The sequence below is a fragment of the Planktothricoides raciborskii GIHE-MW2 genome (assembly GCF_040564635.1).
In the GTDB taxonomy this organism is placed as follows: Bacteria; Cyanobacteriota; Cyanobacteriia; order Cyanobacteriales; family Laspinemataceae; genus Planktothricoides; species Planktothricoides raciborskii.
Genome location: NZ_CP159837.1, coordinates 3,177,787 through 3,202,106, shown reverse-complemented (window position 1 = coordinate 3,202,106; position 24,320 = coordinate 3,177,787). Strand labels below are relative to the sequence as shown.

The following is a 24,320-nucleotide window of genomic DNA, read 5'->3' as shown; positions in this document are numbered from 1 at the left end:
CCCTAAACAATAGTCAATGAGCAATGATCTTCAGGGCAAAGCCATCAGGCTAATACTAATTGACCATGACCCCATCTTTCGACTGGGATTAAGAACTTTTTTGGCTCAGTTTGCCGAGATTTCTGTCCTGGTAGATGTTTCAACGGTTGCCGCAGCTTTGCATGAGTTAAAGGAAATTAAAAGTCAGGAAATTAAAAGTCAGGAAATTAAAAGCGCACCCTCGGCAGCGCCATCTATAGACTTGGTGCTTTTGGCTGTGGAGGGAGTCACTCCGGCGGAACCAGACCAAGGCGCGATCGCTCTAATTAAAACCTTAAAAAGTGAATATGCCCAACTGCCTCTGTTATTGATTGATTCCTGGCTCAGTGACAGAGAAATTCATGCGGCTCGTGAATTAGGGGTTAAAGGATATTTTCCTAAAGGCACCGAGCCGACAGTTCTGGTCAATGCCATTCGGCAAATCACGGCGGGGATCAGCGATTGGGTTGGCGGTGACATCCCAATTTCTGGAAAACAGCGGCGGTTATCGGCCACGGTCACAGGGTCGCCAATTTCTGTGAAGCCTCGCCGTTTATGGATGCAAAATCTGCGGCTATCGGCGAATCGGCAAATGAATGCCCACATTGTTGAATTAGATGCTCAACTAAAAAATATCCACTTATCACAGTTCGATCGTTTTTTTCTCTTGGGACGACGACGAGAACTCAGGGTCGCTCGTTGGCTGGTAAATCAGATTTTGCCTGCTATTAGTGGATCTGAAACGCAATTAACTCTGGAAAATACTGTCAGTTTTTCTGAGGTGAAAATTTCACCAGTTTCCACCCAGAATAGCATAGATTTAAGGTTTTCGGTATCCGGAGATTTACAGCGATCGCCCCAAATTTATCCTTTAGATTTCTCCACCTTGAAATCTCAGTTATTCGATCGCATCTTAACTAAACTCCAATCTCGGTTGGAAAATTTAACCGATATACCCCTAGAAATTGATATTCTGAAGCTTGAAAAAAAACAGCAACTTTTCTACCTAATTTTGCGCCAATTTGAGGAAATTATCGGCACTTTAAAATATTCTCAGATTCAGCCTGATGGATTGCAGGAAAAACAGGAAATACTCCTGAGTGATTTATGGCAAGCCACCATTATTGAATTTTTTGGCAAATATTCTTCCCTGTCTATGGGCTTGTCTATGGGCAATCAACAAATTGTTGATATTGTGCCATTGATTAGCCAAGATGCCGCTCAGGTTCAAGCCAGTATTTTGAATAAAATACCCCAAGGGAGTGAGTTATTTTCTTATTTATTATTTCAAACATCTTTTACTATAGAAAATGTGGAATATTTAGCCGACAGTTCAGAATCATTGCAACACGCCGAATTTTTGCTAGAAAATTTAATGATTCAAGTGGCGAATGCAGTGATTTATCCCCTGTTAAATCGGTTGGCTGATGTGGAAAAAATTAAACAAGATTTTTATGATTCGCGGTGGATGACTACGCGAGAAATTGAACGTTTTAGAAATAATTTATCTTGGCGATATCGCTGGCAAAAATATTGGCAAGAACCCAAGTCTATCTTTGAAAGTCAATATGTTTTATTAGTGTTAGATGAGCGGGGCATCCGCAAAATTTCCAGTTATGCCCCACGACGGGAGGAGTTAGCCCAATTAAATGGATTACAACAAACCGTGACTTTGTTGCTGGAGACCAGAGATGCGATCGCCCCCCGGGTCGAATCCATGATGGTCTTTCTCGGCAGTGGAGGTCGCTATTTGCTGATGCAATTAGGTCGAGGAATTGGGTTAATTGCTCAGGGAATTATTCAGGGTATTGGTAACTCTTTACAAGACCTGAAAGTGAGAAAAAATCGCGAACCTTAAGCTTAAAGGCGATCGCCGTTAGTTCTGATTATTCAGAATTCAGCAGCAATACTTCAGACTGCTGAATTCTGAATAATTAAGACCTTTTAATGACTGTGATGGTGATGTGAATGATGATGGCTGTGAGATGAACTATGGTGATGGATGGGTCCAATCGCTGACTCGGATAAAGCCGACTCGGATAACAGCGCTTCTATTTGAGGATTCGCCCATTCTGCCGCCATTTTCAAGAAACTGGGATGTTCATTCACACAAGACATCTGAATAAATGACACCTGACTAAAACGCCGTTCGATCGCATGAATAATATGATGAACATCTAAAAGTGTCTCGTGATTTTCCGTAGCAAATCCAATCGGCATAAACACAATCGCCTTAGCCCCTAACTGAATTAAATTCAGCGCTGCCAATTCCGCATTCGGTTGCGTCCATTTAATCAAAGGAGTTTGATGATTTAACCAACCCACAGAAATTAAGGGATAACGGTTAATCAGTTTGTTGCGGACTAATTCATAAAGAGCCTGAGATTCATCAATCCCGGAAACAAATCCTTTGGCTTCATGGGGACAACCATGATTCATCAGCACAATGCCAATTTCTGAAGGCAAATATTTATCACCAAGTTCCGAGGCAATTTCCGTTTCAACCATCTCGGCCATCAAATCAATATAGGCTGGTTGATTGTAAAAAGACGGAATATAACGCATTCCCTTGAGCCAGGGTTCTGGATCTTGATTTAACCGATCCAATGCTTTATTTACTTGCTCAATAGCAATGCCACTGGTGAAAATAGAATCCACCACTAACAAAGGATAAATTAATAACTGATCAAATCCTTGATCTTTGATTTCAGCGATGACTTGTGCGGGCAAGAAAGGCGCACAAAAGTTAAAAGCTTTGAAGACTTGAACATCGCTTCCCCAACGTTTTTGCAGTTCGGCTTCAATCCCGGCTCTTTGTTGTTCAAAAATCCCATTATGGGGAGAAATAAAGTGTCCATGCTGGTGATTCCATTCGTGAAAATCAAACATCGCCAATAATTTGGCAAACGGGGGATACATCCAGGTAGGAACTGGGGCAAATTTTGCGGTCAGTAAATTGAGCGCTTGTTCATTATAGTTGGCGAAATCTTCGTAGCTTTCTACTTCGCCATATCCCATCAGCAAAACAGCGATTTTATTTTTACCGGAAATTGCTTGGGGGATTTCTTGGAGTTTTTCGGGAGTTGCAACCACTTAATCTTCCTCCATTTGCGTGGCTGGATCGAGTGCTAAATCCCGGATAAGTTCAATTACTTAGACGCTATACCGGGGTTACACTCTTGTGAAATAGTTTATCATATCCCCTAGGGGGGGATCGACCTGAATTGTTAAATTAATCTTGATTAATTCAACAATTGTTTTGTTTAGGCCATGACTACGCGATCGCCCCCTTCATGTTTGGCTGAATTGCTGCGGAGGGCAGATTTTTTCCCTCCAGCGATCGAGGATAGAAAAAAAGATCGGCGTAATTTGGGATCTTTGGGATGATTGGACTGCTTCTTGGTCGGGATCCTTGTTTGATTCAGCCGATCCCTGGCGGCTACTCCCCACTGAGACAAAATTTTTTCTGTAATTGCTCAATTGCCGCCTGTAGTTCTTAAACTAGATAGATATCGCATAGATATCCCTGCGGCGATAAAAATTGCTGTCAAGCAATTGGCATCGGACTTAGAATAGAAAAAGAGTATTTGCGTCAGTCCGATGGTTCTAGCTCTCTATGGCAGTGGGCGAGTCTGGTTTCATTCAACCCGATCGCTGACGCGAGTAAACTAAGTATATTTGTTAACGCGGAAAGGAAAAAAGAATCATGGGATTGTTCGATCGTATAGGGCGTGTAGTTAAAGCGAATATCAACGATTTAGTCAACAAAGCGGAAGATCCGGAAAAGATTCTGGAGCAAGCGATTGTTGATATGCAGGAAGACCTGGTACAACTGCGTCAAGCAGTGGCCACGGCCATTGCGACCCAAAAAAGAAGCCAGAAACAGTACGAACAAGCGCAAACCGAGGCTAATACCTGGCAACAAAGAGCGATGCTGGCTTTACAAAAAGGGGATGAAGAACTGGCTCGTCAAGCTCTCCAGCGGAAAAAAACTAACACGGAAACCGCTGAAACGATTAAAGCTCAGTTAGACCAGCAAAGCTCCCAGGTGGAGACTCTCAAGCGCAACTTGATCGGTTTGGAAAGTAAAATTTCCGAAGCCAAGACCAAGAAAAATATGCTCAAAGCCCGCGCCCAAGCAGCCAAAGCAAATGAACAATTGCAAAATACCATTGGTTCGCTGAATACCAGCAGTGCGATGAGTGCCTTTGACCGCATGGAAGAGAAAGTCTTACAAATGGAAGCGCGTTCTCAAGCGGCAGCAGAACTGGGCAGTTCCGGTCTGGAGCAACAATTTGCTCTGCTGGAAGCTGGTAGCGGCGTGGAGGATGAACTGGCGGCGATGAAGCAACAATTGTTAACTGGAGGTTCTGCGGCTCAAGGTCAGTTACCTTCTTCGGGTCAAACCACTGGCAAAAAAACAGCCGTTGACGACGAGTTGGAAAAATTACGGGCTGAACTTGACGGCATTTAGTGATGCATTTGGTGATGTAGAGACTTCGCCCGATCGCCTCTCAACCGCTGATAGCTGATAGTTGATGACCGATAGCCGATCGCTGACCGCTTGTAATGAATTATCCTCTGGCCTGGGGGTCAGGGGATCATTTTTTTGGCCATTTCCCGGAAAAAATGCTCGTGGGTTTAAGGAGAAAACCCTAACATGATAAATTAAAGAAAGGTGGAGTCAGTAAAGTGCAGATCCCATCTGTCTGCTGACGATCGCGCCAAAAAACAAATTGAACTTGTTCTCGTAACCAATCGAGAAAGATTATTAACAGTCAAGTAAGAATTTATAGAGAAGGTCTAATGAGCGGTAGCGTTCAAGTCATTACAGATAAGGAATTTAAAACAGAAGTATTGGAGTCTGAGCAACCTGTTTTAGCTTATTTTTGGGCACCTTGGTGTGGCCCTTGTCGTTTGGTGTCACCTTCGATGGACAAGATCGCCCAGATGTATAGCGATCGCCTCAAAGTGGTGAAAATGGAAGTGGATCCTAATCAAGAAACCGTGAAAGCATATAAGGTTGAAGGGGTTCCCGCTTTACGGATGTTTCGGAGTGGTGAGCTAATTCTGGAGCATGAAGGGGCAATTACCAAGGATAAAATCATTCAATTGCTCGATTCTCAGCTTCAAAGCGGTGCGACGGATTCTTAGGGGTTTCAGAGAAAGGAAAGATTGGGAGAGAAAAATTTATGAAGTTTGCCACTCGTTTAGACCCCCTGCGATCTAATGTCTTTGCGGATATGGACAATGCCAAGGCAAAGGCTAAAGCCGCTGGACTTGATGTGATTGATTTATCTTTGGGATCAGCCGATCTGCCTGCACCCCCAAATGCGATTTCGGCGATCGCCCAATCCCTGCCCGACCCAGAAACCCACCGTTATTTGTTGTTTCACGGCACCAAAGATTTTCGGCAAGTCGCCGCTCAATGGTACACCAATAAATATGGAGTGGCGATCGATCCAGAAACCGAGGTACTCCAACTGATTGGTTCTCAAGAGGGGACTGCCCATTTGCCTTTGGCGATTTTAAATCCAGGGGAGTTTGCCTTATTGATGGATCCGGGCTATCCTTCCCATGCGGGGGGAGTTTATTTGGCGTCCGGTCAAATTTATCCCATGTCTTTACGGGCAGAAAACGGGTTTTTGCCCATATTTTCAGAAATTCCCCAAGCTGTCCTGGAACAAGCGCGGATGATGGTGTTGAGTTATCCCCATAACCCCACCAGTGCGATCGCGCCCTTATCCTTTTTCCAAGAAGCCGTGGCATTTTGTCAAAACCATGATTTAGTCCTGGTTCACGATTTCCCTTATGCGGATATTGTCTTTGCCGGAGGCGTCGCCCCATCAATTTTACAAGCTGACCCGGATAAAACCGTTTCCATTGAGTTTTTTACCCTGTCAAAACCATATAATATGGGCGGTTTTCGGATTGGGTTTGCGGTGGGAAATCGTGAGTTGATTCTTGCCCTGCGACAAGTCAAAGCGGTGATTGATTTTAACCAATATAAAGGCATTCTCAATGGGGCGATCGCCGCCATGACCGGCCCCCAAGACTGCATCGCCGAAACCGTAGAAATTTACCGCAAACGGCGCGATACCTTTGTCGGCGCCTTAAATCGGATCGGTTGGCAAGTCCCTGAACCCCTTGCCACCATGTACGTCTGGGCAAAACTGCCCGAACCTTGGAGCAACAACGCCCTGGGATTTTGTCGTCAACTCGTCGAAACCACTGGCGTTGCCGTATCTCCGGGTACGGGTTTTGGCAAAGAAGGAGAAGGATATGTGCGCTTTGCCCTCGTCCACGATCCAGAAATTCTCGAAACAGCGGTTCAGAGAATTTCTCAATTTTTGCATTAATTATTTTTGTTATTTGTTGATTGTTATTTGTTATTTGTTATTTGTTATTTGTTATTTGTTGGTCAAATGACTCAGGACAAATGACTCAGGACAACAATCTTTACAAAAACTTTACAAAAACTTTAAAAAAATCTGCAAGAACTTCATCAATGCTTGCAGATTTTTTTTGTACAATAGAAATAAGGCTTGTAAGGGCGAACCATTCCCACAGCAGAAACCGGGTTTCTGGGTTCATGCCGGGGCGACCACGAGGCGACCACTTTGGGTAACCCATACAAGAAACCGGGTTTCTGAACAAGATTTTTGGTTCACCAATCAGAAAAACGCTGTCAGATTGAATACCCCTTGAAATGACTAGAAATAATGGCAAAAATAAAGGACGAAACCTTTACCAGCCAAGCAATTTCAAGAATAGATTAAGTGTTTTAGAAAGGATAAAATTTTCCCATTTCCACATAATCACGGCTGCTTCGTGATAGCTGTCACAGGCAAATTACAAGAACACAGAATATAGTCAAAATATAGGCTTTTAAGATAGGCTTTTAACCAAGCAGCAAAGCTGATTTTATTCCATCCCCTTTTTCCCATCCCATATCCCCAATTCTCTCGAAACAACAGGAGATCAAAGTCATGGCAGGATTAACAAAAAAAGTTTTCATCGGTACTTCTCTTGCAGCCGGTCTGAGTGCCGTAGTCGGTACACCCGCACAAGCCCTTGATATTACATTTCATGGGTCAGAAAATATTAAAAGCTACACTCACCAAGATGGCAATCTTTGGGTGGATGCTAACAGCAGCTACCTGACGGATGGCGATCTGACTACTAACGTTGAACTTTGGTTTGATGGCGAAGATGTTTTAGATAATGTAGGGTTTACCGCCACCGCAGGAACCCATACCGTAAGCGTTGAAAGCGTGACCGCTGCTGATTGGAGTGCATACGGATCTCAATGGCTCGGCGATTTATTTGCCAATTATGAACCGCTGAATAATGTTTGGCCACAGTTGAACAAAACCGTTCAGGATATGGCGATCGGGGCTTTTACCACAATGGGTTCTGGCGACCCCAACATTGCTGAGTTTAACCTGGATGAAACCGGCGCCGTGGATATCAAGATGGCGGGTTGGTATGACCTGAATACAAAATTAGATCCGATTATCGCCCAAGCTAAGACTCAGGCTAACAGTCCATTCTTCAAAGCGTTAGTTGGGCAAGCCGCCTCACAAGCACTTTTGGCTAATATCAGTCTGTTAGAGACGACACTTGATAGCATGGGGCCGCTGCAAATGAGTGAAATTGCCAAAGTGACTATCAATGGCGAAGTTCACTATGCTTATAGCTTTGATGCGGTTAAATCTGGCTTCGTAGCCAAAGATGATGGCAAGTCCTACAGTGGGATTTACTCTTGGAACCATGCAGGAATTCCGGTGGAATCAGTTCCCGAACCCTCTACGATGCTGGGTTTGATGGCGGTCGGTGGTCTGTTTGCCGCTGCCAAACGCAAGTCTAATCATAATGCCTAGAAATTTTCTTAATTTTTGTTCTTGGTTGTTGGTTATTGGTTGTTAGTTGTTTGAATAACCAATAACCATTTTTTTTGTTATTAGACAATTCTGGCTTTCCCAGGCTGGTGCGATCGCCCCAACCGATGGCGGATCCAAGGGGAGCTTTTTATAGTTATTTCAATTGTGCTTGATACAATGCTGTAGGGGCGATTCGCGAATCGCCCCTACAAGTAGGGGAACACCCGCTTCGGCGATCGCCCCTAACTAATTGTATTAGTCTTAATTGAAACAACTATAATTACCGATTGTAACCAATGGGTAAATTCCTCTCTTGTCATTTCTCCTGATGCGACTTGAAGAATTACTTTTTCTTGTTCTTCTACATTGGCATTAATTTCAAAACCATTCAGGATTAAAAAAACTTACATTGCTGCATGACCTGTTCTTTTATTCCCATCCAGAAAAAGATGATTTTTAATCAAAAAAAATCCTAATGCTGCGGCTTTTTCTGGAAGAGTTGCATTTCTTGACCCCCAAAAGTCATTTGCGGTTAAACCCGGATTTGTAATTCTTAAACCCCCACCCGTCTGAGCAATAATTTGATGATGAATATCTAAAATTTGTTCTATGGTTAAGTAGAACATCAGGCTAGACGTTGATAAAAATCGTGGGTTTTCTTGAGGACATATTCTGTGGTTTTTTGATAGGATAGGGCTGGCGGTTTGATAGTAATAATCAGTTGTCCTTCCTGTTGAGTTAGTTCAACTTCTTGGCTATCTCCTAATAATTCCTTGGGGATTAAAACTACTTGTTCCGTTACTTTTAATTTCATGGGTTTTATTTGTGCTAAGATTAGTCAATTTTATTCTATCATTTCCTCTAACCAACTTTGCATCGCCCCTAACAAATTATCCTGACTAGGGGGAAAACTGCGTAAAGGTGCTTCCAGGGGTTCATCGGTTATCCAGAGGATGTGTAAACCCAGGTTAGCATCGGCGATTTTGCGACAGCAGTTGAGGAGTGGGGGATGAGGTTTACAGTTATGGAAAATTAGGGCAATGTGGCGTTTTTGCAGCTATGTTTTACGGTGATAATCTGTTGTTTGAGTTGGGCAAAGTTGCTGACAGTGGGGATGTCTGTATCGGGGAGTGCGAGGGAGTAAATTAGGGTGCAAAGTTCTTGACAAATAGCACTGGGGTCTGTTTCATCGGCTAGGGATTGAATGTTGATAGGTAGGGGTTAAGTTTGGTATTAAAATATTGCTTGATTTAAGTATTGTGCCTGAACCTCCTATCGATTCTGATTTTAACCAACTAGAGAGTTACATTTGTTTACACCACAAAATTTTCGGTGATTTCGGCTTCCCCTAATGCCACTTTGACCGCCAACTTCTCCCCCGGTTTTACCTCTAATTTACACTTAATAATTTGAGCGTTTCTGAGGATAATCAATGGGTAAATTTTCCTTACTCTATAATTAATTTGAGATTGCGGGGAAAATTCGGACTATTTCAAGAGGGAAAAAATAGAAAATTCACAATTACGTTACCTACATCGTCACGAGTTAAATTGACGACGAGATTCACTGTATGATTAATTAAATCTATTTGTTTAACCCTGCTTATCGATGTAGCAAAATTATCAACGTTCTCTGTATCTCTTTCTAAAGAGTAAGGGTTTTCTTCAAAGACCCAGAGGGATTATTAAACTGGAGTAACTCTGTGCCTCTGAGTCCGATTCTAAAGTGTTTGGGAGATGGGCATCCTGGAATCTGGAAGATTATAAAAACCTTCGGTGCTAATCAAATACTCATCAAGCGTGAGGTTTTAGATTGGTTACATCTCAAGAAAAATCTTTACAAAGTAGGGGGTTCACTCCGGCGTTTGAGGCCAGTCGAAAACTTCTTATGGCACGGTTGGGTGGATAGAGCAATTCAAGAATTTGAGAATTAAAAAAACAAAGGATCTGTGAACTTTCGCAAGTATCTGGAAAGTCATCGTGATCGTATTCCCTGTTATAGACACTATCAGCATATGGGTATTGCCATTGGTTCAGGGGATGTAAAATCCAAAATTAAGCAGGTTGCAGCCCGAGTTAAAATCTCTGGGGCAAAGTGGGCTAGAGAAAATGTAGAGCGTATTCTTCGACTTCGATGTGCTTATTTGAACCGATCATCCCGCCTAAGCATTTATGTTTATGCCTAGGTGGGATGCACCCACCGCGTAGCGCTATAACAAAATTTTATTTAACTGATTTGGTGTGTATAGCCTACGGCATTCAAGAAAAGGCACGGTCGATAAATTCAGCATTTCAACCCATAAATAAATTCCCGTGCCTAACGCGCCTTTTCCCTGGTTTGTAACATTTTTTTTGAACATTTTTCCCCATTAACCCGAAAGATCCCTGTTTCGTTTATGCGATCTCCAAAGCTATATGCTTCGATCGCCGCTTCACGCAGAATCTTTCTCTATTATTCAGTTCTTGAGCTACTACGAGAAATAGATTTGGTATGTTTGTGTAAAGTTATACTGTAGCATTTAGCAAACCCAACTAATCACAATTAATTACTTTTGTCAATATACTAAATTGGTCAATTAATTCCCCACTTAGAGCTACAGGTTGGTTTCAAGATGTGCGATGACATTCCAGCGCCAAGTTAGTCTTACTGAAGTTCGTTAGACCGAGCTAATGATCTCTCCATATAGCAATGCACATTTTTTTTCAAAAACGCAATATATAAACTTGGTAACAAAACCTTTTTATTTATAGCCAACTTTGTAATATTGATCAAATAAATTTTTTATGCTTTGATATTTGAGGATAGTTGGACTAAAGTGTAAAAAAATAAATTATGAAAATTCAACTAAATTCTCAAACATTAGCATGGGAACCCTGTAAAGTTATCGCACTCAGTACCCACCTGGAAAAACCTAGTCCATTTTATTTTGGATATGACATCCATAACCAATTTTTGTTGGAATTAAAGAAATACAGTTTCGACCAAATATTTTTCTTTACAGAACCACATTTACTTGATTTGTATGGAAAAGAACTGTACGAGCAAATTAGTGCCGAATTTCCTTGCAATCTTGAATTGGTACCGCCAGGGGAGAAATGTAAATCTTTTACAATTTTGGAAGAAACCTGCGAAAATCTTATTGCCAAAGGTATTTCCAAAAAATCTATCTTGTTAGCTTTTGGTGGCGGAACAGTTGGAAATCTAGTTGGTTTAGCCTCTGGGATGATTTACCGAGGTATCCGTTTTGTCGAAATCCCCACAAGTATGACTGGCCAAACGGACAGTACACTAAGTAATAAGCAGGCGATCAATGGTAAAACTGGAAAAAATCATTTCGGTCTTTATCATGCACCACTATTTATTTGGGTAGATACTAAATATCTCAAAACAGAGCCAGCTTTTTCTAGGCGAAGTGGCATAATTGAAGGAATAAAAAATGGTTTTATTTCTGATGCAATATTTTTGGACTATTTAGAAGAAGCCCTCAATCCTGATGTTAAGTTTACAGACGAAGAATTGTACAAACTCGCCTATAATATCATTGTCTCAAAACTAGAGATTCTCAAGCAAGATCCCAGCGAGAAAGGCTACGGTATTATTCTTGAGTACGGTCATACTTTCGGTCATGGTATTGAATGGCTGGAAAAGGGTAAAATTTCTCACGGAGAAGCCATTTCATTTGGGATGAAAATAGCTGCCGAACTTTCTAAAGAAATAGGATTAATTTCACAAGAAGATGTGGAAAAACATTATTATTTAATTGAAGAAAAACTTGGCTTTAAAAATCCTCTTCCGGAAACGATTACCACCGAAAGACTAATGGAGGCAATGATAGCAGATAATAAAAAAACCGGGGAAGATCTACGTTTTGTCTTATTGGATAAACTTGGCAAATGTTACAACCCTGAAGGCGATTTTTTGGTTACTGTTGACCATGATTTGGTGAAAAAAGTTGTTGAAAAGTTTATCTTCAACAATAAACAATTTTTTCACGTAAACGGAAGCAAATTTCATTAACTGATAGCTAAAGGCTTACCGAAGAGGGACTAGCTAGCCTCTAGTCCCTCAGCATCAACGATCCAAGCCCAAGTGTGAAAACATTGATAGGTAAATTTGTAATGTATACCGTTTTGAATTTAACTGCTCCTATTGCTAATTTAAATCATTGCGGACATATTGGTCATACGGTCAATGATTTTGAAAAAATTTGTTATTTGGCTCATAAATATCAATTTGAGGGGATTAATATTGATTTTAATGCGGGGAATAACTTAAATATTTCTGCTTGCAAACAATTGCTAAAGCAGCTTAATTTAAAACCCGCTTCATTTGGCATTTCTGTAAACTTATTTGGCAGTCAAAAAGAGTTTGAAGAAAATTTACCATTATTTGAATTACAGGCTAAAGAAGCTCAAGAAATCGGCTGTAACTTAACTCTCTGTTACCTCCCACCATTTAGCAATGATCGCAATTTTAACGATCTATTTATTCAAACTAGCGATCGCTTGGGTAAACTCAAACCGATTTTACAAAAATATGACATCAAAATTGGCTTAGAGTTTATTGGTCCAACTGAAACTAGACGCAGCACAAAATACGATTTTATTCATACTATAGATGGCACCCGTGCTTTGATTGCTAGTGCTGGATTATATGGATATGGTGGCTTAAAATTAGATGTTCACCATTGGCAAAATAGTGGGGCAGGGATATTGGATATTCACCATTTGGATTTGGAATATATATTGTATGTGGAATTAAATGATGGATTACCAGGTTATGATATGTTTAACATTCCCGAGTTTGAACGGGAACTACCATTGACGACAGGAGTAACCAAGATTAAAGATTTTTTACAAGCACTTTATCAGAAAGGATACCGAGGCCCTGTCGCGGTAGAACCCTGGAATCAAAAAATCAAAAATATGCCTTTAGAAGAAGCTGTTAAGACAGTAAAACAGTCTTTAGATCGGTGCTTATGTTTTATAAAAGAGTAGCGTTCGCTTGATTGACGAGATCGTGAAGAACTAAACTATGGAATTCATTAAAGCGGCTGGAATGGCAATTCTTGGAGGTTGGATTATCGGTGTGGTATTTGCTTGGTTAAAGCTACCGGCTCCGGTTCCTCCGTTATTAGGTTTGATTGGAGCAGGTGGAGTATTATTTGGAGGATATTGTTATGAGTTAATCTATCAACTCATTTTTAAACAGTGAACGTGACTTCGCAGGCACTACGCTGCCTGAATGGATAAAGTCCAGTTTAGATGAAGCATAAAAGCCTTAATGAGCGTACCATTCGCGGAAATACTCGCGCGCGGCGCGATATAGATCGCAGCTAACAATTGCTTTATTCTCGATAACATGCACTAATCCTAAACTTTTTAAATTAAACGCCACCTCAATTTCTAATTGGATTGGAGCCGTTAAAATCTGTTGAAAGGCGTCAGCTAATTTAGGATGCTGTTGCAGGTTCCATAACTGAGACTGAAGATGTTGACGATAGATTCCACTAGAACTTGTAGTATCTTGCAGTAACATTTGTACAGAAATATTCAAGCGACTACTATGATACAATGCTAGTCGGATTAAATATGGAAAGCCACCAGTGAGCTTCATTAATTGCTCAAGTTCAGAATTCGTGAGTTGAAGTTGGTGACGTTCGGCTAAATCTTGCACCTGTTCTGGGCTAAAAGTTGGCAGTTCGATCTCCAATCCCACATTAAACGGAGAGCGATAGGTAGGCAAGGGAATGTAAACTTCAACGGTATGAGCTATCACTATTCGTAATTTCTGCCAAACTGAAGTGTCTTTGGTTTCCTCATACCAGGAACGCAACAAAACGAAAAAATCACTAGCGACTTCTGGGTACTCAAGTAATTGATCTACGCCATCTAATGCTAAAACTATAGGGTTAGAGAGTTCCTTGAGAAGATAGCCCTGAAAATAAATCGTGCTGTTAATCAAGGCTCCCATATCCTCATCCCAGTAATCATTTAATCTAGATTCCAAACCCAACTGCTGAGTGACATTGGCACAGAAGCAGCGTAAGAAGCGATCACTCTTTTCCAACACCTGTGTTCCGGCGTGATAGCAGCTGAATCGCACGGTATGGTAATTCTGACTGCTCCCATAATCCAGAATTCGGGCTATCAAGGAAGTCTTTCCCATCTTTCGCGGTGCTTTGATGCGAATGAAGGCACAGGGTTTGAGAATCTCTTGATAACACGTTTGTTCAATAGGCGATCGCTCAACGTACAAGGAAGAAGCGAGGGGAACCTGTCCTTCTGGAGATTCTAGAACATAGCATGGCCTAGTCAATCTCGTCGCAGATATTGCTGTTATTGTCTCAGTCGGAGGAGGATTTTGATTTGTGAACTTTTGTTCTAGCAGTGTTAAGACATTCTTCTTATTAACTTTTTCACCGATCACCGGTGAAAGCAACTGCCATAGTTTAGGCGCGACTGTGAATTTAATATAACTTTCAGAGTAGTTATTTTCTTCAGCAATAAGAGCGTAAGTTTTTTTATTTTCAAGTAGAGATTCTCGCAGGATTACCTTTTGAATATAACTAAGTGAAACCCCTGTTTTTGTAGCTAATAACTGGAGTGCAAATTCAACAAGTTCTTCAATGTTTTTCATTCAAATAGCAACTTGCTAGGTTGTGATATTTAAAGCTACATTGGCTTTTAGCCACTGCTTTTGTAGGTGAGTTAAACCTTGAGCGCCTGTAAAGCAAGCTCCTTTGACACGGTAACCCGAAAAATTAGCACCCATTAGCTGAGTATCTTTCAAGTTGGCGTATCTCAGATCGGTTTCAACCAGATTCGTATCCTGTAAGACGGATCCCTCTAGGTTAGCTTGAAATAGAGAGGCTCGTTTTAGATTTGTACGGCTTAAGTCAGCGCCGACTAAGTTAGCTAACTCTAGGGCAACTCGGTATAGGTTTGCTTCTGTCAAATCGGCATATCTCAAATCAGCCTTAACCAAATCAGCCCCCCTCAAATCAACTTTCCTGAGAATTGTCTCATAAAATTGGTATAAATTCTCGTTTATACACCCCAAGGCCATTCGTAACAACTTAAGGCTGCTAGTACGAACTAAGCATCGCCTTGAACAAGATGGCTTTCACTGCGCTGCGGTGGATTTGAGTGTGGTGGGGAGCAAGCAGATTACGCCAGTGCAATGGTACAAGGGATTCGCCGCTGACTTATGGCGACAGTTGGGGCTACTAGAAACCTTGAATCTGAAAACTTGGTGGCAAGAACGCAACGATCTCGGTTTATTGCAACGGCTACGGTGGTTTATTGAGGAATTGCTACTGGTGCAGTTTCCCCAACAAAAGTTGTTTATCTTTATTGATGAAGTTGATAGTTTGCTAGGTCTTAAATTTTCAATTGACGACTTTTTTGCCTTGATTCGCTTTTGCTATAACCAACGGGCAATCAACCCAGAATATCAACGCATTACCTTTGCCATTTTTGGGGTAGCAACTCCTTCCGATTTGATTCGAGACAGGACGAAGACACCGTTTAATATTGGACAAGCGATCAAACTAAAAGGCTTTGATTGGTCAGAAGTAACTCCTTTAATTCAAGGGCTAGAGAAGAAGGTGGAACAGCCAGCATCGGTTGTAAAGGCGATTTTAGATTTCACGGCTGGACAACCGTTTTTGACTCAGAATTTGTGTCATTTAGTCGCGCAATTGAGTCAACGGGCAATGGGGGATGGTGGCCGTTTTGACAGACTTCGCGCCAATTGATATCAATAGGTTTTGGTGTATTTTCCTGTGTGACACCTATTGTTGCATCGCCTTCAACCTTTTGGATGAGAACACTTGTCTTAATATTTTTGGCGTTAACCCCGTAATTATCATTCATGGCATTAGCTGTTACTGGGTATGAATTAACATCAATCCCCTGCCGTTAATATTCAGGTTATCCTATCTAAATGTGTAGATAACCTTGAACGGTATTAATATGCACATTTTTATCAATTGTTTCAGCAATTACACCGTGGTTATCGCCCATTTGATTAACAATATTTTTTTGATAATTCGATTGTTTTGCTTCTTGAATATAGGGCATCAGTTTTGGTTGATGTTGCCCTAATGCTGCTAACTCTTGAATTTGTGCCATTAATTCTGGTTGTTTTTCGGCTGCGGCTTGAATCGCGGGAATGATTTGACTATAGTTTAACGACTGATTGGGTGTATGTTGAACGATCGCCGTTACTGTATTGGTACTTGCTTGGTTAAGATTTTTTAAGAATTGTTTTGTTTTTTCAACACAAGCCTCACCAATTTTTTAGCCAGTTTTTTCTAAGGCTTTTGTGCCGATGATTGTTCCTAATGCTAACGCTGCGGCTAATATAGGTTCCGTGATCTTAAATTATATATCAGAAAATACTATGCTACATAATGATAATAAAAATTATGCCAAAGAAAAAGTTAGTAATATTTATTTAGATAATCTTACATTTATTTACGAAGCACAATTTTTGTTAATTTCGGCTTCATACAAATTTAACGGCAAAATTATCTCCTGGTTTCACCTCAGATTAATACTAAATTTTGCGCTAAAATTGACTTATTATTTTAATCTAAAATACAAACTAATTATACCATTTCAAGCAATAATATGATCCTTCAAAAAATGTCATTTTTTTTAAGGATCATATTATTGCTACTACTGGTGGTGTGGGAATTGCGACTGTGACTACCGCAGCGGGAACAGTTGGGGCAGTGGCTATTAGTTCATTTGTGGCCGTAGCAGCACCCTTATTAGCTGTTGGGACTGCTGGGGCATTAGTTTGGTGGTTAGCCCGTGATTAATTTCTTTCCACCCCATAAGTTACAGCAATTTGCTATTGACTGAACTAGGACCCGCGCATTTCGCCACGTAAGTTATCAGTTAAAATGACCAATTTACTGCCGAAATGCGCGGGCCACTACAGAGGTAAACTATTCAGATGAATCAGACATAGTAGTCAGCCGCCCCCAGAAACCGGGTTTCTTTTTTGCATCCCACAGATAACTCTTGATATTCACAAAAGAAACCCGGTTTCTTTCTCCCAACAGCCAGCCCAGAAACTTAGAAACCGGGTTTCTTGTTCGCATTCCACAGATAACTCCTGATCCCCACAGCAGAAACCCGGTTTCTTTGCCCCAACAGCCACCCCAGAACCCCAGAAACCGGGTTTCTTTTTCGCCACCCACAGATAACTCCTGATAAGTAGGTGAACATAATTAATCCCACATTCCGCACTTCTTAACATTTAATGAATTATTTTTACTAATATATCGCTTGTAATCTTTATCCTGTAAGCATTCTAGTTATCAGGATTCATTGCCCATAATATGAATAATTGTAATAAATTTTCTCATAAAAATTAGCTATTGATAAGTTTTATTATTAAGTATTCCTGTAATGGCAGTTTTTCGTAAAAACATCCTGAATAGAGTTAAGATATGTAACGATATATGAAGATGTGCGGAATGTGGGTTAAAAGCCAGAGAAATGTTTCCCTGGCCATATTACGGCAATAATATGGGCAAATTTGCGCCCAAATTTTACTTTGAAATAACTGGTTTTTGATGCGTTTCCCCTTCTTGACTTTTCCGATTTAATTCTCTAATCCGCCGCGATAAGAGACGAATAATATTAACCGCAATTCCAGGGGTTTCATCGATCGCATCATAAAGTTGCTGCTGAGTCAAAACCAAGCAATCACAAGGTTCTAAAGTCGTAATAGAAGCCGAACGGGGCTCAGAATCAAACAAAGACATCTCCCCAAAACAAGCGCCCTCATCCAGTTCCGCTAAATCTCGATTACCCAAGTGAACCCGCACTCGACCCGAAACCACAATATACAGAGCGCGTCCTTCTTGTCCTTCGGTGAAAATAGTATATTCTTTAGGAAAAGACAATTCATCCATCACCGATGCTAACCGCACCAGAAAATCGTCACGCAGTTCTTTAAAAATTGGAACGCCCCTGACAAATAGTAATCGCTCAACGCTCGTCAGCATTTATCTACACCCTTATATTTTATTTTTATATAATAAAAAACAAGCATTTACAAAGATTTGAGATTCGGGTCTACCTAGCTTGGGTGGGTTGACAATCGACATTGTACTGCTTTCGGGACTTGCTGAATCCAACAATGAGCCTAAGCAGTCGGGACAAAGGATGAATTGCCCCGACTGGGGATAGGGGTTCGGGCGTCTGTCCGGGAAACTTATGTGCCTTCAAAACCAGCCATTCCGGGATAGTTAACAATCCGGCTATCCTGTAAAGAATTGCCGTAACGGGATTGAGTAGAATCGCTCACCCCTAAATCTTTCATCATTTCTCGTACTTGCGCTGCCACCAAGCGATCGGGGTCGTTTTTCATCATCGGCAGCAATTCCGCCAAAGCCCGAGGGGACGCTAATCGGAGATAGGCTAAGACCGCTTCGCGGACAAAACCCTTGGGATGGCGCAAACAGGCTAAGGTGGATTCAGGAGTCAGACTCCAACGCTGGACACGGGCTAAGTGAAAACAGCAGGCTAAGGGCCAGTCCGACAAAAAGTGTCGTAACTCTAATAATCGGCGGACGCGATCGCTCGGGGTCATATTCTGGTAGTCAATCATCGGCGACAAATGCTCCAGCTTTTCGCGATCGGATTGGCGATCCAACACATTCAGCAACACTCGCTTACTGGGAAGATCGAAGGTATTGTCTAAAATTTCTAAACCGCGAGCAATATTCGACCGTTGACCGGACTTCAGATTAAATGAAGCCGCTTGAATTCGTTCCGTGGGATAAAGGAATCGCATCAATAAAAAGAGGCGATCGCTCGCATCGGACAACAAATCTCTCAACCCGGAACGCAGCAAATTCGCTTCTCGACCAGAAACCGCTTCCTCGGGGATTTCCACCAAAGCCGCATAGACCTGACCCATAAACATCAACTCTTGCTCAATAAAAATCTCCACCCCGGAACGACCAAACACATCTAAAACTCGTTCAATCCCCGAATCATTCGGTCGCTTCAGCAAAATCCGCAGAATATTCCGGCGAGTATGCCCCCAAGAACTAGCTAAATGCAGCACCAACAAATCCAGAGATTCCCGGGTGCCCATTTCTCCCAACACATTCCAAGCGTGCAATCTGACCAACTCTGGCTTATGGATATCTTCGGCCAAAGCCACTAATCGCCCTGACACCTCATTGCCCAATCGCACCAAAGCTCGCATCGCCGACTCGCGAGTAGACTTGTAGTAAAGTCCCCGCAACAGAGAGAAATAATATTCCTCTAATCGGGTGGAAGCAATCACTTCCAGCAAAGCACAGCGCACTCGAATCGACTCATCCTGCAACAAATTAGGAATATAAAGCCGCAACCCTTGTAAATAATCCGCTTCTCCCAAAGCGCGGCAACCCATCACTCGTTCCCGTTCCTGTTTGTGCGTCACCATTCGCCGCAACGTATTCGTCGCCTCCGCTTTTTGTTCGCGGTTGCCACGGCGCATAATCAAGGCAGCGGCAGTTCCGCGCACCACCGGATCGATTTCCTGTTGCAGATATGGTCGCAGTTGCTCCAGGTCTTGCTCGGACTCCATCAGCCAGAAAAAGCGTAGCCCCAAGGCCAAAACTTCTGGAGAGAGAGACGGTTGATCGATCAAAGCTTTGACCGCTTGGAGTTGGGTTGGCTTGGGATGGTTCAGCATTGTCTCTAAGCTTTGACTTTGTAAAGCCGGTGGCATTTCCAGCAGCAACGGTGCCAGGACTTCTCCAACATTTTCTGGGTCAATTTGACTCAGGAGTTCAATGCAGGAACGTTTGTCTTCCAAAGAACCTGGCTTTTCCAGGTTTTCAATCACCGTGCGCTTAAAAGTCCGCATATCCACGTCCGAGACACCGAGGCGTCCTCGTTCCGCACTGGAAACCAATAAACGCACATACCGAGAGCGAATAATTCCTATGGCAAATAGCCAAGTCACCGCACTGGCGACAATCAAGGCTAAAAATAATAAATCTTGTAGATTCTGCCACTGATCTGCCCCTGAGATGTTGCTGACTACCCAGCGACATAACCCGATAATTCCCAGCATGGCTAACCCGGTGAGGCCATTACACAGAGGCTTGAGGACTCCGCCAATGAATGATTGTAAGCGATTGCGATTGCTATCTGGCAGGGGCTGGTATAATACGGGGCCACTGGCTTCGGAGAGGGTGTAGTGAAACAGTTCATTCCAAAATTTTAGCGCCACTAAACCGGCAAAGATGACAAAGGCGATTTGACCCTTGCTGCTGCCGGGAAACCAGAGGATGATGAAGAGTTCTATCACCCCGATCGCCACAATGCCAATTGGTAGAATTGTCGCCGAGACAAAGACGCCAAATCTTTCAATTAATCGACTGGCAATAAACCATTGAACCATGACTTCACAAATGCCTAAGCTCCCATTGAAGATGCCGATAAAGCTGGCGATACTTTCTTCTGATGGGCTTTGGGCTTCCAACATACTCAGGAATTGGAAGTCAATCAGCAGATAGAGAATGGGCGACAAAAGAAAAAAGATAATTAGTGGCACCACATAGCCCCGTTGTTCTCCTTGGAGGCGTTTGTTGGCAAACCGGGTTTCTTCGTCTTCGATTAGGTGTGCCGGAGCGTCGGGAAAGGCTTGTTTGTAGCGATCGCTCAAATAATACAGAATACCAGCCCCGCTACAAAACATGATAAATGCCGCCAAAATCACATTAGGCAGGCCAAACCATTTGAGAATAAACGGCAGAGAAAAGCCGCTAACTACATCAGCCAGTAAGATGCCACTACTGACAATGGGATAAGTCCGCTTGATTTCCCGAATATTAAATAGTTGATTGGCGGCGATCGCGGTATTCAAGTCATTCAAAATATAAATACTTTCCACCCACAGTCGCAACAAAAAGACCGTGATGCCGTAAAGAATCGAACCTTGCACCGTCAAACCAAAGCGGCAGAAAATCAGGGGAATCGCGATTAACAGGGCGATCGCCACAATCACCCGACGCAGAGGCAGAATTTTTTGCAGCCAAGAATAAAACAAGCCCAAAGCCGAACCCAAGCCCGCTCCGGCAATATAAATCCAAGGCAGCGATCCCGCCCCATACTCTCCCAACAGCAGACCCACCGCAGTCGCTTCCAACCACAGCAGTCCCACCGAAGTAGTGGTATAAAACGCGAACATCAACCCAGTTCGTTCTGCTTCATCTGGCCGCAAATTCAGCCATTGCAGCACCGATCGTCCCAATACACCCTTAGCTAAACGCCGATCTTTCAATTCCATGCAGCGCTGATTTCCTCCGCCTTGAGATGTTTCCTGATCACATATATATAACTATCACGTTCACTGAATGACTCAGCCAACATCATTTATTTTGAGCGATTTTGACTGACTTATGGTCAATTCGCGGCTTAAGTCAGCAACTCATCAGCAACTCATCGGTATCCCTGATGTTTTCTTCTGATGCTTAAACAATTCTTCCCCATGCAATCTTATCATCAATCTTATCATCATTTTATCCTAATAAAATCTGTATTTAATTTCATTTTTTTATATTCTTTTTATGTAAAAAAATGCCAAAAATATTTTTTGGTTTTAATTTAATTTGATTAATTGATTATTAATTTTCGTTTTTTTACCCAAAAACCAGTCAAAAAAAAGGCCGATCCCCAAAAATAGATGTCGATTAACACATCTATCTTGCGGTGATTATGGCCAATTCATTCCGGCGCCAAAACCACCAAACACTCTTTGGACCGAACCCGTTTATGTGATATTTATTGACTAATATCTAAGCGTTATTTTTTAGGAGCGAGTAACATCATCATCATCCGTCCCTCTTTTTTGGGACTTTGCTGAATATCTGCTATTTCTTCCAAATCTTTTGACATCCGCTGAAGCAGACTCTCGGCCAGATCGCTATGTTGAATTTCGCGGCCTCGGAACATAATGGTGGCTTTCACCTTGTCCCCTGATGCTAGGAAGCGCTTGGCTTGATTCAGACGCACTTGGTAATCGTGCTCTTCAATCTTATAGCGCATCTTCACTTCCTTAACTTCAGCATTATGCTGTTTTTTCTTGGCTTCTCGTACTTTCTTCTCTTGCTCAAACTTGTACTTGCCATAGTCCATCACTCGGCAGACTGGTGGATCCGCCTTATCGCTGACTAAAACCAAGTCGAGTTCTCTCTCTTGGGCAATTTGTCGAGCCTCTTGAGGAGTCAAAATCCCCAGTTGGTCGCCGTTCGTGTCAATAACCCGAATTTTGGGAAAGCGAATTCTTTCGTTGATCTGTGGTAAATCTCGATTATGTTTTTTGTTAATCACAGGCATTAGAGATGATGCAATTCATTAACTGGTCAGCGGGGGTCGAGTCTGGGTTTCGATCTCTTGACAATTCAGTATCGCTGCTCAAAAGCTTAAACACACCTACGTTTGCAGGTGAAGGGGAGCAAAGAGAGCAACTTTTTCTGAGAACAGCTATGGTCATAGCCAATTGCCAAGAAGTTGAAACCGGATCCTTTTAGCCTAGAGAACTTTACTGAATGTCAGTGGTAGCGACGCTGAGTCGTGCCACTTTCAAAGGAGCTAGGGAGAGTTAAACATTAATTCAGCCAGATAAAACAGGAAGTCACTGTTAGTGACCATTTTACTGAGTCTGATTCTATTCTGCTGAGGATTTATGTCATTTTCCACAAAGCCAGCTATAAATCACGGTTGTTGGCAACAGGAGACTCCCAGCTACATGGCTAGTGTACTTTAAGCACTAACATCATTATATTAGCAAAAATCTGGGAATGCTATGGGGCGCACTCTATAGAAGAGTAGTTCTATGTTGTTGCGTTAACGATGTCTGGATTGATTATAACATATATTTTTCATTAATTTTGCCAAAAAATCGCGGTAAGTGATTCAGGGAAGATTTTTCCAGCTATAGATCATTATCCTTTTAGCTTGGGAAAACCGTTGATGGGTATTAGTGCTATTTAAGTGAAAAATTAACTGCTGGGAGTCCCTAGTAAATATCTCGTATATAATTCTTAACAAACAGGGCGATCGCGAAGTGTGCCGGATGGCATATCGCTTTCGTGTGCCGGATGGCATATCGCTTTCGCGTGCCGGATGGCATATCGCTTTCGCGTGCCGGATGGCATATCGCTTTCGCGTGCCGGATGGCATATCGCTTTCGCGTGCCGGATGGCATATCGCTTTCGCGTGCCGGATGGCATATCGCTTTCGCGTGCCGGATGGCATATCGCTTTCGCGTGCCGGATGGCATATCGCTTTCGCGTGCCGGATGGCATATCGCTTTCGCGTGCCGGATGGCATATCGCTTTCGCGTGCCGGATGGCATATCGCTTTCGCGTGCCGGATGGCATATCGCTTTCGCGTGCCGGATGGCATATCGCTTTCGCGTGCCGGATGGCATATCGCTTTCGCGTGCCGGATGGCATATCGCTTTCGCGTGCCGGATGGCATATCGCTTTCGCGTGCCGGATGGCATATCGCTTTCGCGTGCCGGATGGCATATCGCTTTCGCGTGCCGGATGGCATATCGCTTTCGCGTGCCGGATGGCATATCGCTTTCGCGTGCCGGATGGCATATCGCTTTCGCGTGCCGCATGGCATATCGCTTTCGCGTGCCGGATGGCATATCGCTTTCGCGTGCCGGATGGCATATCGCTTTCGCGTGCCGGATGGCATATCGCTTTCGCGTGCCGGATGGCATATCGCTTTCGCGTGCCGGATGGCATATCGCTTTCGCGTGCCGCATGGCATATCGCCGGAAATATCTAGAGTGGGACTAGCCCGGATGTGGGACTTCCCATGGGTCAAGAATTTTGCGGCTATACATGGTTGTTACTCTGCAATTTCAACTCTAGCCGATCGACTACAACTGCAAAACAACAATATTTCCCGCCGATTTTTAGAACTGATTGCAGCAGATCACTATAGTCAAGGTCGGATTGGTGCCGCAGAAGTCCACAGAATGCTCAATTTTTCATCGCGATGGGAAACCTATCAATTCCTCAAAGATGAATAAGCTTACTTACCTGATAGTGAAACAGATTTAGAAGCCGATGTCCAAGCCATAAGTAACTTACTAGGAACTGAATGATTATTGTTGCTATTTTTTAAGATTTGCGGGTATTCTGGTAATTTTAGATCGAGCCGCAACGATGCAGTTAATCGATTTACCGGCAACGATTCAAACCCTGCAAAACACATCTTTTTGGGCATCCGATCGCTTCTTAGAAAAATTGTTAGACAAGCATTCTTAAATACATTGACACTGGAAGGGTGGGACAGTTGGTTAAGTTGATTATCTCAGCGATATTGCATCCGCAACGCTACGCGATCGCATCTTTGATTTAATGAAAAGAAATGG

At 42.6% G+C, this 24,320-nt stretch carries 26 protein-coding genes; 12 read left to right on the top strand and 14 right to left on the bottom strand.

Annotated features, from left to right (window positions below):
* The first annotated feature begins 16 nt into the window (after positions 1–16).
* Positions 17–1,876: a DUF3685 domain-containing protein gene (locus ABWT76_RS13520; RefSeq protein WP_054469087.1), complete on the top strand. Its 1,860-nt coding sequence runs from the start codon at positions 17–19 to the stop codon at positions 1,874–1,876.
* A gap of 86 nt (positions 1,877–1,962) precedes the next feature.
* On the opposite strand, the gene ABWT76_RS13515 is transcribed toward ABWT76_RS13520, so the two are convergent.
* Together ABWT76_RS13515 and ABWT76_RS13510 are read right to left on the bottom strand one after the other, a co-directional pair.
* Complete coding sequence (locus ABWT76_RS13515) at positions 1,963–3,111, bottom strand: ferrochelatase (RefSeq protein WP_054469086.1); 1,149 nt, start codon at positions 3,109–3,111, stop codon at positions 1,963–1,965.
* Between the two features lie 170 nt (positions 3,112–3,281).
* Complete coding sequence (locus ABWT76_RS13510; protein WP_054469085.1) at positions 3,282–3,476, bottom strand: hypothetical protein; 195 nt, start codon at positions 3,474–3,476, stop codon at positions 3,282–3,284.
* A gap of 248 nt (positions 3,477–3,724) precedes the next feature.
* Between ABWT76_RS13510 and ABWT76_RS13505 the strand changes: the two genes are divergently transcribed.
* From ABWT76_RS13505 to ABWT76_RS13490, 4 genes are all read left to right on the top strand, one after another.
* Positions 3,725–4,492, top strand: coding sequence for a PspA/IM30 family protein (locus ABWT76_RS13505; protein ID WP_054469084.1), 768 nt, complete (start codon positions 3,725–3,727; stop codon positions 4,490–4,492).
* Positions 4,493–4,824: 332 nt separating this feature from the next.
* Entirely contained in the window at positions 4,825–5,172 is a 348-nt protein-coding gene (locus ABWT76_RS13500) for a co-chaperone YbbN (protein ID WP_054469083.1), read from the top strand.
* A gap of 38 nt (positions 5,173–5,210) precedes the next feature.
* A complete protein-coding gene (locus ABWT76_RS13495) occupies positions 5,211–6,377 on the top strand; it encodes an LL-diaminopimelate aminotransferase (RefSeq protein ID WP_354636262.1) in 1,167 nt (388 codons plus the stop codon).
* Positions 6,378–7,007: 630 nt separating this feature from the next.
* Positions 7,008–7,901: an NF038130 family PEP-CTERM protein gene (locus ABWT76_RS13490; RefSeq protein ID WP_190879112.1), complete on the top strand. Its 894-nt coding sequence runs from the start codon at positions 7,008–7,010 to the stop codon at positions 7,899–7,901.
* A gap of 404 nt (positions 7,902–8,305) precedes the next feature.
* Here ABWT76_RS13490 and ABWT76_RS13485 read toward each other — a convergent pair whose 3' ends face one another.
* The 5 genes from ABWT76_RS13485 to ABWT76_RS13475 all read right to left on the bottom strand — a co-directional run bounded on the left by ABWT76_RS13485 (position 8,306) and on the right by ABWT76_RS13475 (position 9,334).
* Complete coding sequence (locus tag ABWT76_RS13485) at positions 8,306–8,527, bottom strand: Fic family protein (protein ID WP_242049967.1); 222 nt, start codon at positions 8,525–8,527, stop codon at positions 8,306–8,308.
* On the bottom strand, positions 8,527–8,715 hold the full coding sequence (locus tag ABWT76_RS13480; protein ID WP_190879155.1) for a hypothetical protein: 189 nt from the start codon (positions 8,713–8,715) through the stop codon (positions 8,527–8,529). The genes ABWT76_RS13485 and ABWT76_RS13480 overlap by 1 nt, the downstream gene beginning before the upstream one ends.
* A 30-nt stretch (positions 8,716–8,745) precedes the next feature.
* Positions 8,746–8,943, bottom strand: a complete 198-nt coding sequence (locus ABWT76_RS30690; protein WP_375339733.1) for a hypothetical protein — start codon at positions 8,941–8,943, stop codon at positions 8,746–8,748.
* Complete coding sequence (locus tag ABWT76_RS30685; protein ID WP_375340261.1) at positions 8,934–9,107, bottom strand: hypothetical protein; 174 nt, start codon at positions 9,105–9,107, stop codon at positions 8,934–8,936. Before ABWT76_RS30685 ends, ABWT76_RS30690 begins: the two co-directional genes overlap by 10 nt.
* A gap of 107 nt (positions 9,108–9,214) precedes the next feature.
* The gene (locus ABWT76_RS13475; protein WP_242049969.1) at positions 9,215–9,334 is read right to left on the bottom strand and encodes a DUF1822 family protein; all 120 of its coding nucleotides are present in this window, start codon (positions 9,332–9,334) and stop codon (positions 9,215–9,217) included.
* Positions 9,335–10,733: 1,399 nt separating this feature from the next.
* On the opposite strand from ABWT76_RS13475, the gene ABWT76_RS13470 reads away from it, so the two are divergent.
* The 3 genes from ABWT76_RS13470 (at position 10,734) to ABWT76_RS13460 (ending at position 13,115) form a co-directional block, all read left to right on the top strand.
* Positions 10,734–11,918, top strand: coding sequence for a 2-deoxy-scyllo-inosose synthase (locus ABWT76_RS13470; protein WP_190879114.1), 1,185 nt, complete (start codon positions 10,734–10,736; stop codon positions 11,916–11,918).
* A gap of 74 nt (positions 11,919–11,992) precedes the next feature.
* Positions 11,993–12,898 (top strand): sugar phosphate isomerase/epimerase, encoded by a 906-nt coding sequence (locus ABWT76_RS13465; protein ID WP_156331963.1) that lies wholly within the window; start codon positions 11,993–11,995, stop codon positions 12,896–12,898.
* Positions 12,899–12,935: 37 nt separating this feature from the next.
* Entirely contained in the window at positions 12,936–13,115 is a 180-nt protein-coding gene (locus tag ABWT76_RS13460; protein WP_054469077.1) for a DUF1427 family protein, read from the top strand.
* Between the two features lie 66 nt (positions 13,116–13,181).
* Here the strand turns inward: ABWT76_RS13460 and ABWT76_RS13455 are convergent, their stop codons facing one another.
* Positions 13,182–14,540 (bottom strand): AAA-like domain-containing protein, encoded by a 1,359-nt coding sequence (locus ABWT76_RS13455; RefSeq protein ID WP_190879115.1) that lies wholly within the window; start codon positions 14,538–14,540, stop codon positions 13,182–13,184.
* Between the two features lie 15 nt (positions 14,541–14,555).
* Positions 14,556–14,969: a pentapeptide repeat-containing protein gene (locus tag ABWT76_RS13450; RefSeq protein ID WP_082349000.1), complete on the bottom strand. Its 414-nt coding sequence runs from the start codon at positions 14,967–14,969 to the stop codon at positions 14,556–14,558.
* On the opposite strand from ABWT76_RS13450, the gene ABWT76_RS13445 reads away from it, so the two are divergent.
* Positions 14,953–15,660 (top strand): AAA-like domain-containing protein, encoded by a 708-nt coding sequence (locus ABWT76_RS13445; protein ID WP_354636411.1) that lies wholly within the window; start codon positions 14,953–14,955, stop codon positions 15,658–15,660. The genes ABWT76_RS13450 and ABWT76_RS13445 overlap by 17 nt on opposite strands.
* Positions 15,661–15,844: 184 nt before the next feature.
* Here the strand turns inward: ABWT76_RS13445 and ABWT76_RS13440 are convergent, their stop codons facing one another.
* Positions 15,845–16,036: a hypothetical protein gene (locus ABWT76_RS13440; RefSeq protein WP_054469074.1), complete on the bottom strand. Its 192-nt coding sequence runs from the start codon at positions 16,034–16,036 to the stop codon at positions 15,845–15,847.
* A 560-nt stretch (positions 16,037–16,596) separates the two neighbouring features.
* On the opposite strand from ABWT76_RS13440, the gene ABWT76_RS13435 reads away from it, so the two are divergent.
* Complete coding sequence (locus ABWT76_RS13435) at positions 16,597–16,731, top strand: hypothetical protein (RefSeq protein ID WP_255353244.1); 135 nt, start codon at positions 16,597–16,599, stop codon at positions 16,729–16,731.
* Positions 16,732–16,860: 129 nt separating this feature from the next.
* Here ABWT76_RS13435 and ABWT76_RS13430 read toward each other — a convergent pair whose 3' ends face one another.
* The 4 genes from ABWT76_RS13430 to infC all read right to left on the bottom strand — a co-directional run bounded on the left by ABWT76_RS13430 (position 16,861) and on the right by infC (position 22,264).
* Positions 16,861–17,115, bottom strand: a complete 255-nt coding sequence (locus ABWT76_RS13430) for a hypothetical protein (RefSeq protein ID WP_054469072.1) — start codon at positions 17,113–17,115, stop codon at positions 16,861–16,863.
* Positions 17,116–17,469: 354 nt separating this feature from the next.
* Positions 17,470–17,928: a Crp/Fnr family transcriptional regulator gene (locus tag ABWT76_RS13425; RefSeq protein ID WP_054469071.1), complete on the bottom strand. Its 459-nt coding sequence runs from the start codon at positions 17,926–17,928 to the stop codon at positions 17,470–17,472.
* 209 nt (positions 17,929–18,137) lie between these two features.
* Complete coding sequence (locus ABWT76_RS13420) at positions 18,138–21,215, bottom strand: MFS transporter (RefSeq protein WP_054469070.1); 3,078 nt, start codon at positions 21,213–21,215, stop codon at positions 18,138–18,140.
* A 515-nt stretch (positions 21,216–21,730) separates the two neighbouring features.
* Entirely contained in the window at positions 21,731–22,264 is a 534-nt protein-coding gene (gene infC, locus ABWT76_RS13415) for a translation initiation factor IF-3 (protein ID WP_054469069.1), read from the bottom strand.
* A gap of 789 nt (positions 22,265–23,053) precedes the next feature.
* On the opposite strand from infC, the gene ABWT76_RS13410 reads away from it, so the two are divergent.
* Together ABWT76_RS13410 and ABWT76_RS13405 are read left to right on the top strand one after the other, a co-directional pair.
* Positions 23,054–23,728, top strand: a complete 675-nt coding sequence (locus tag ABWT76_RS13410) for a hypothetical protein (RefSeq protein WP_354636261.1) — start codon at positions 23,054–23,056, stop codon at positions 23,726–23,728.
* Between the two features lie 16 nt (positions 23,729–23,744).
* Positions 23,745–23,975, top strand: coding sequence for a UPF0175 family protein (locus ABWT76_RS13405; RefSeq protein WP_354636260.1), 231 nt, complete (start codon positions 23,745–23,747; stop codon positions 23,973–23,975).
* Positions 23,976–24,320 lie beyond the last annotated feature (345 nt).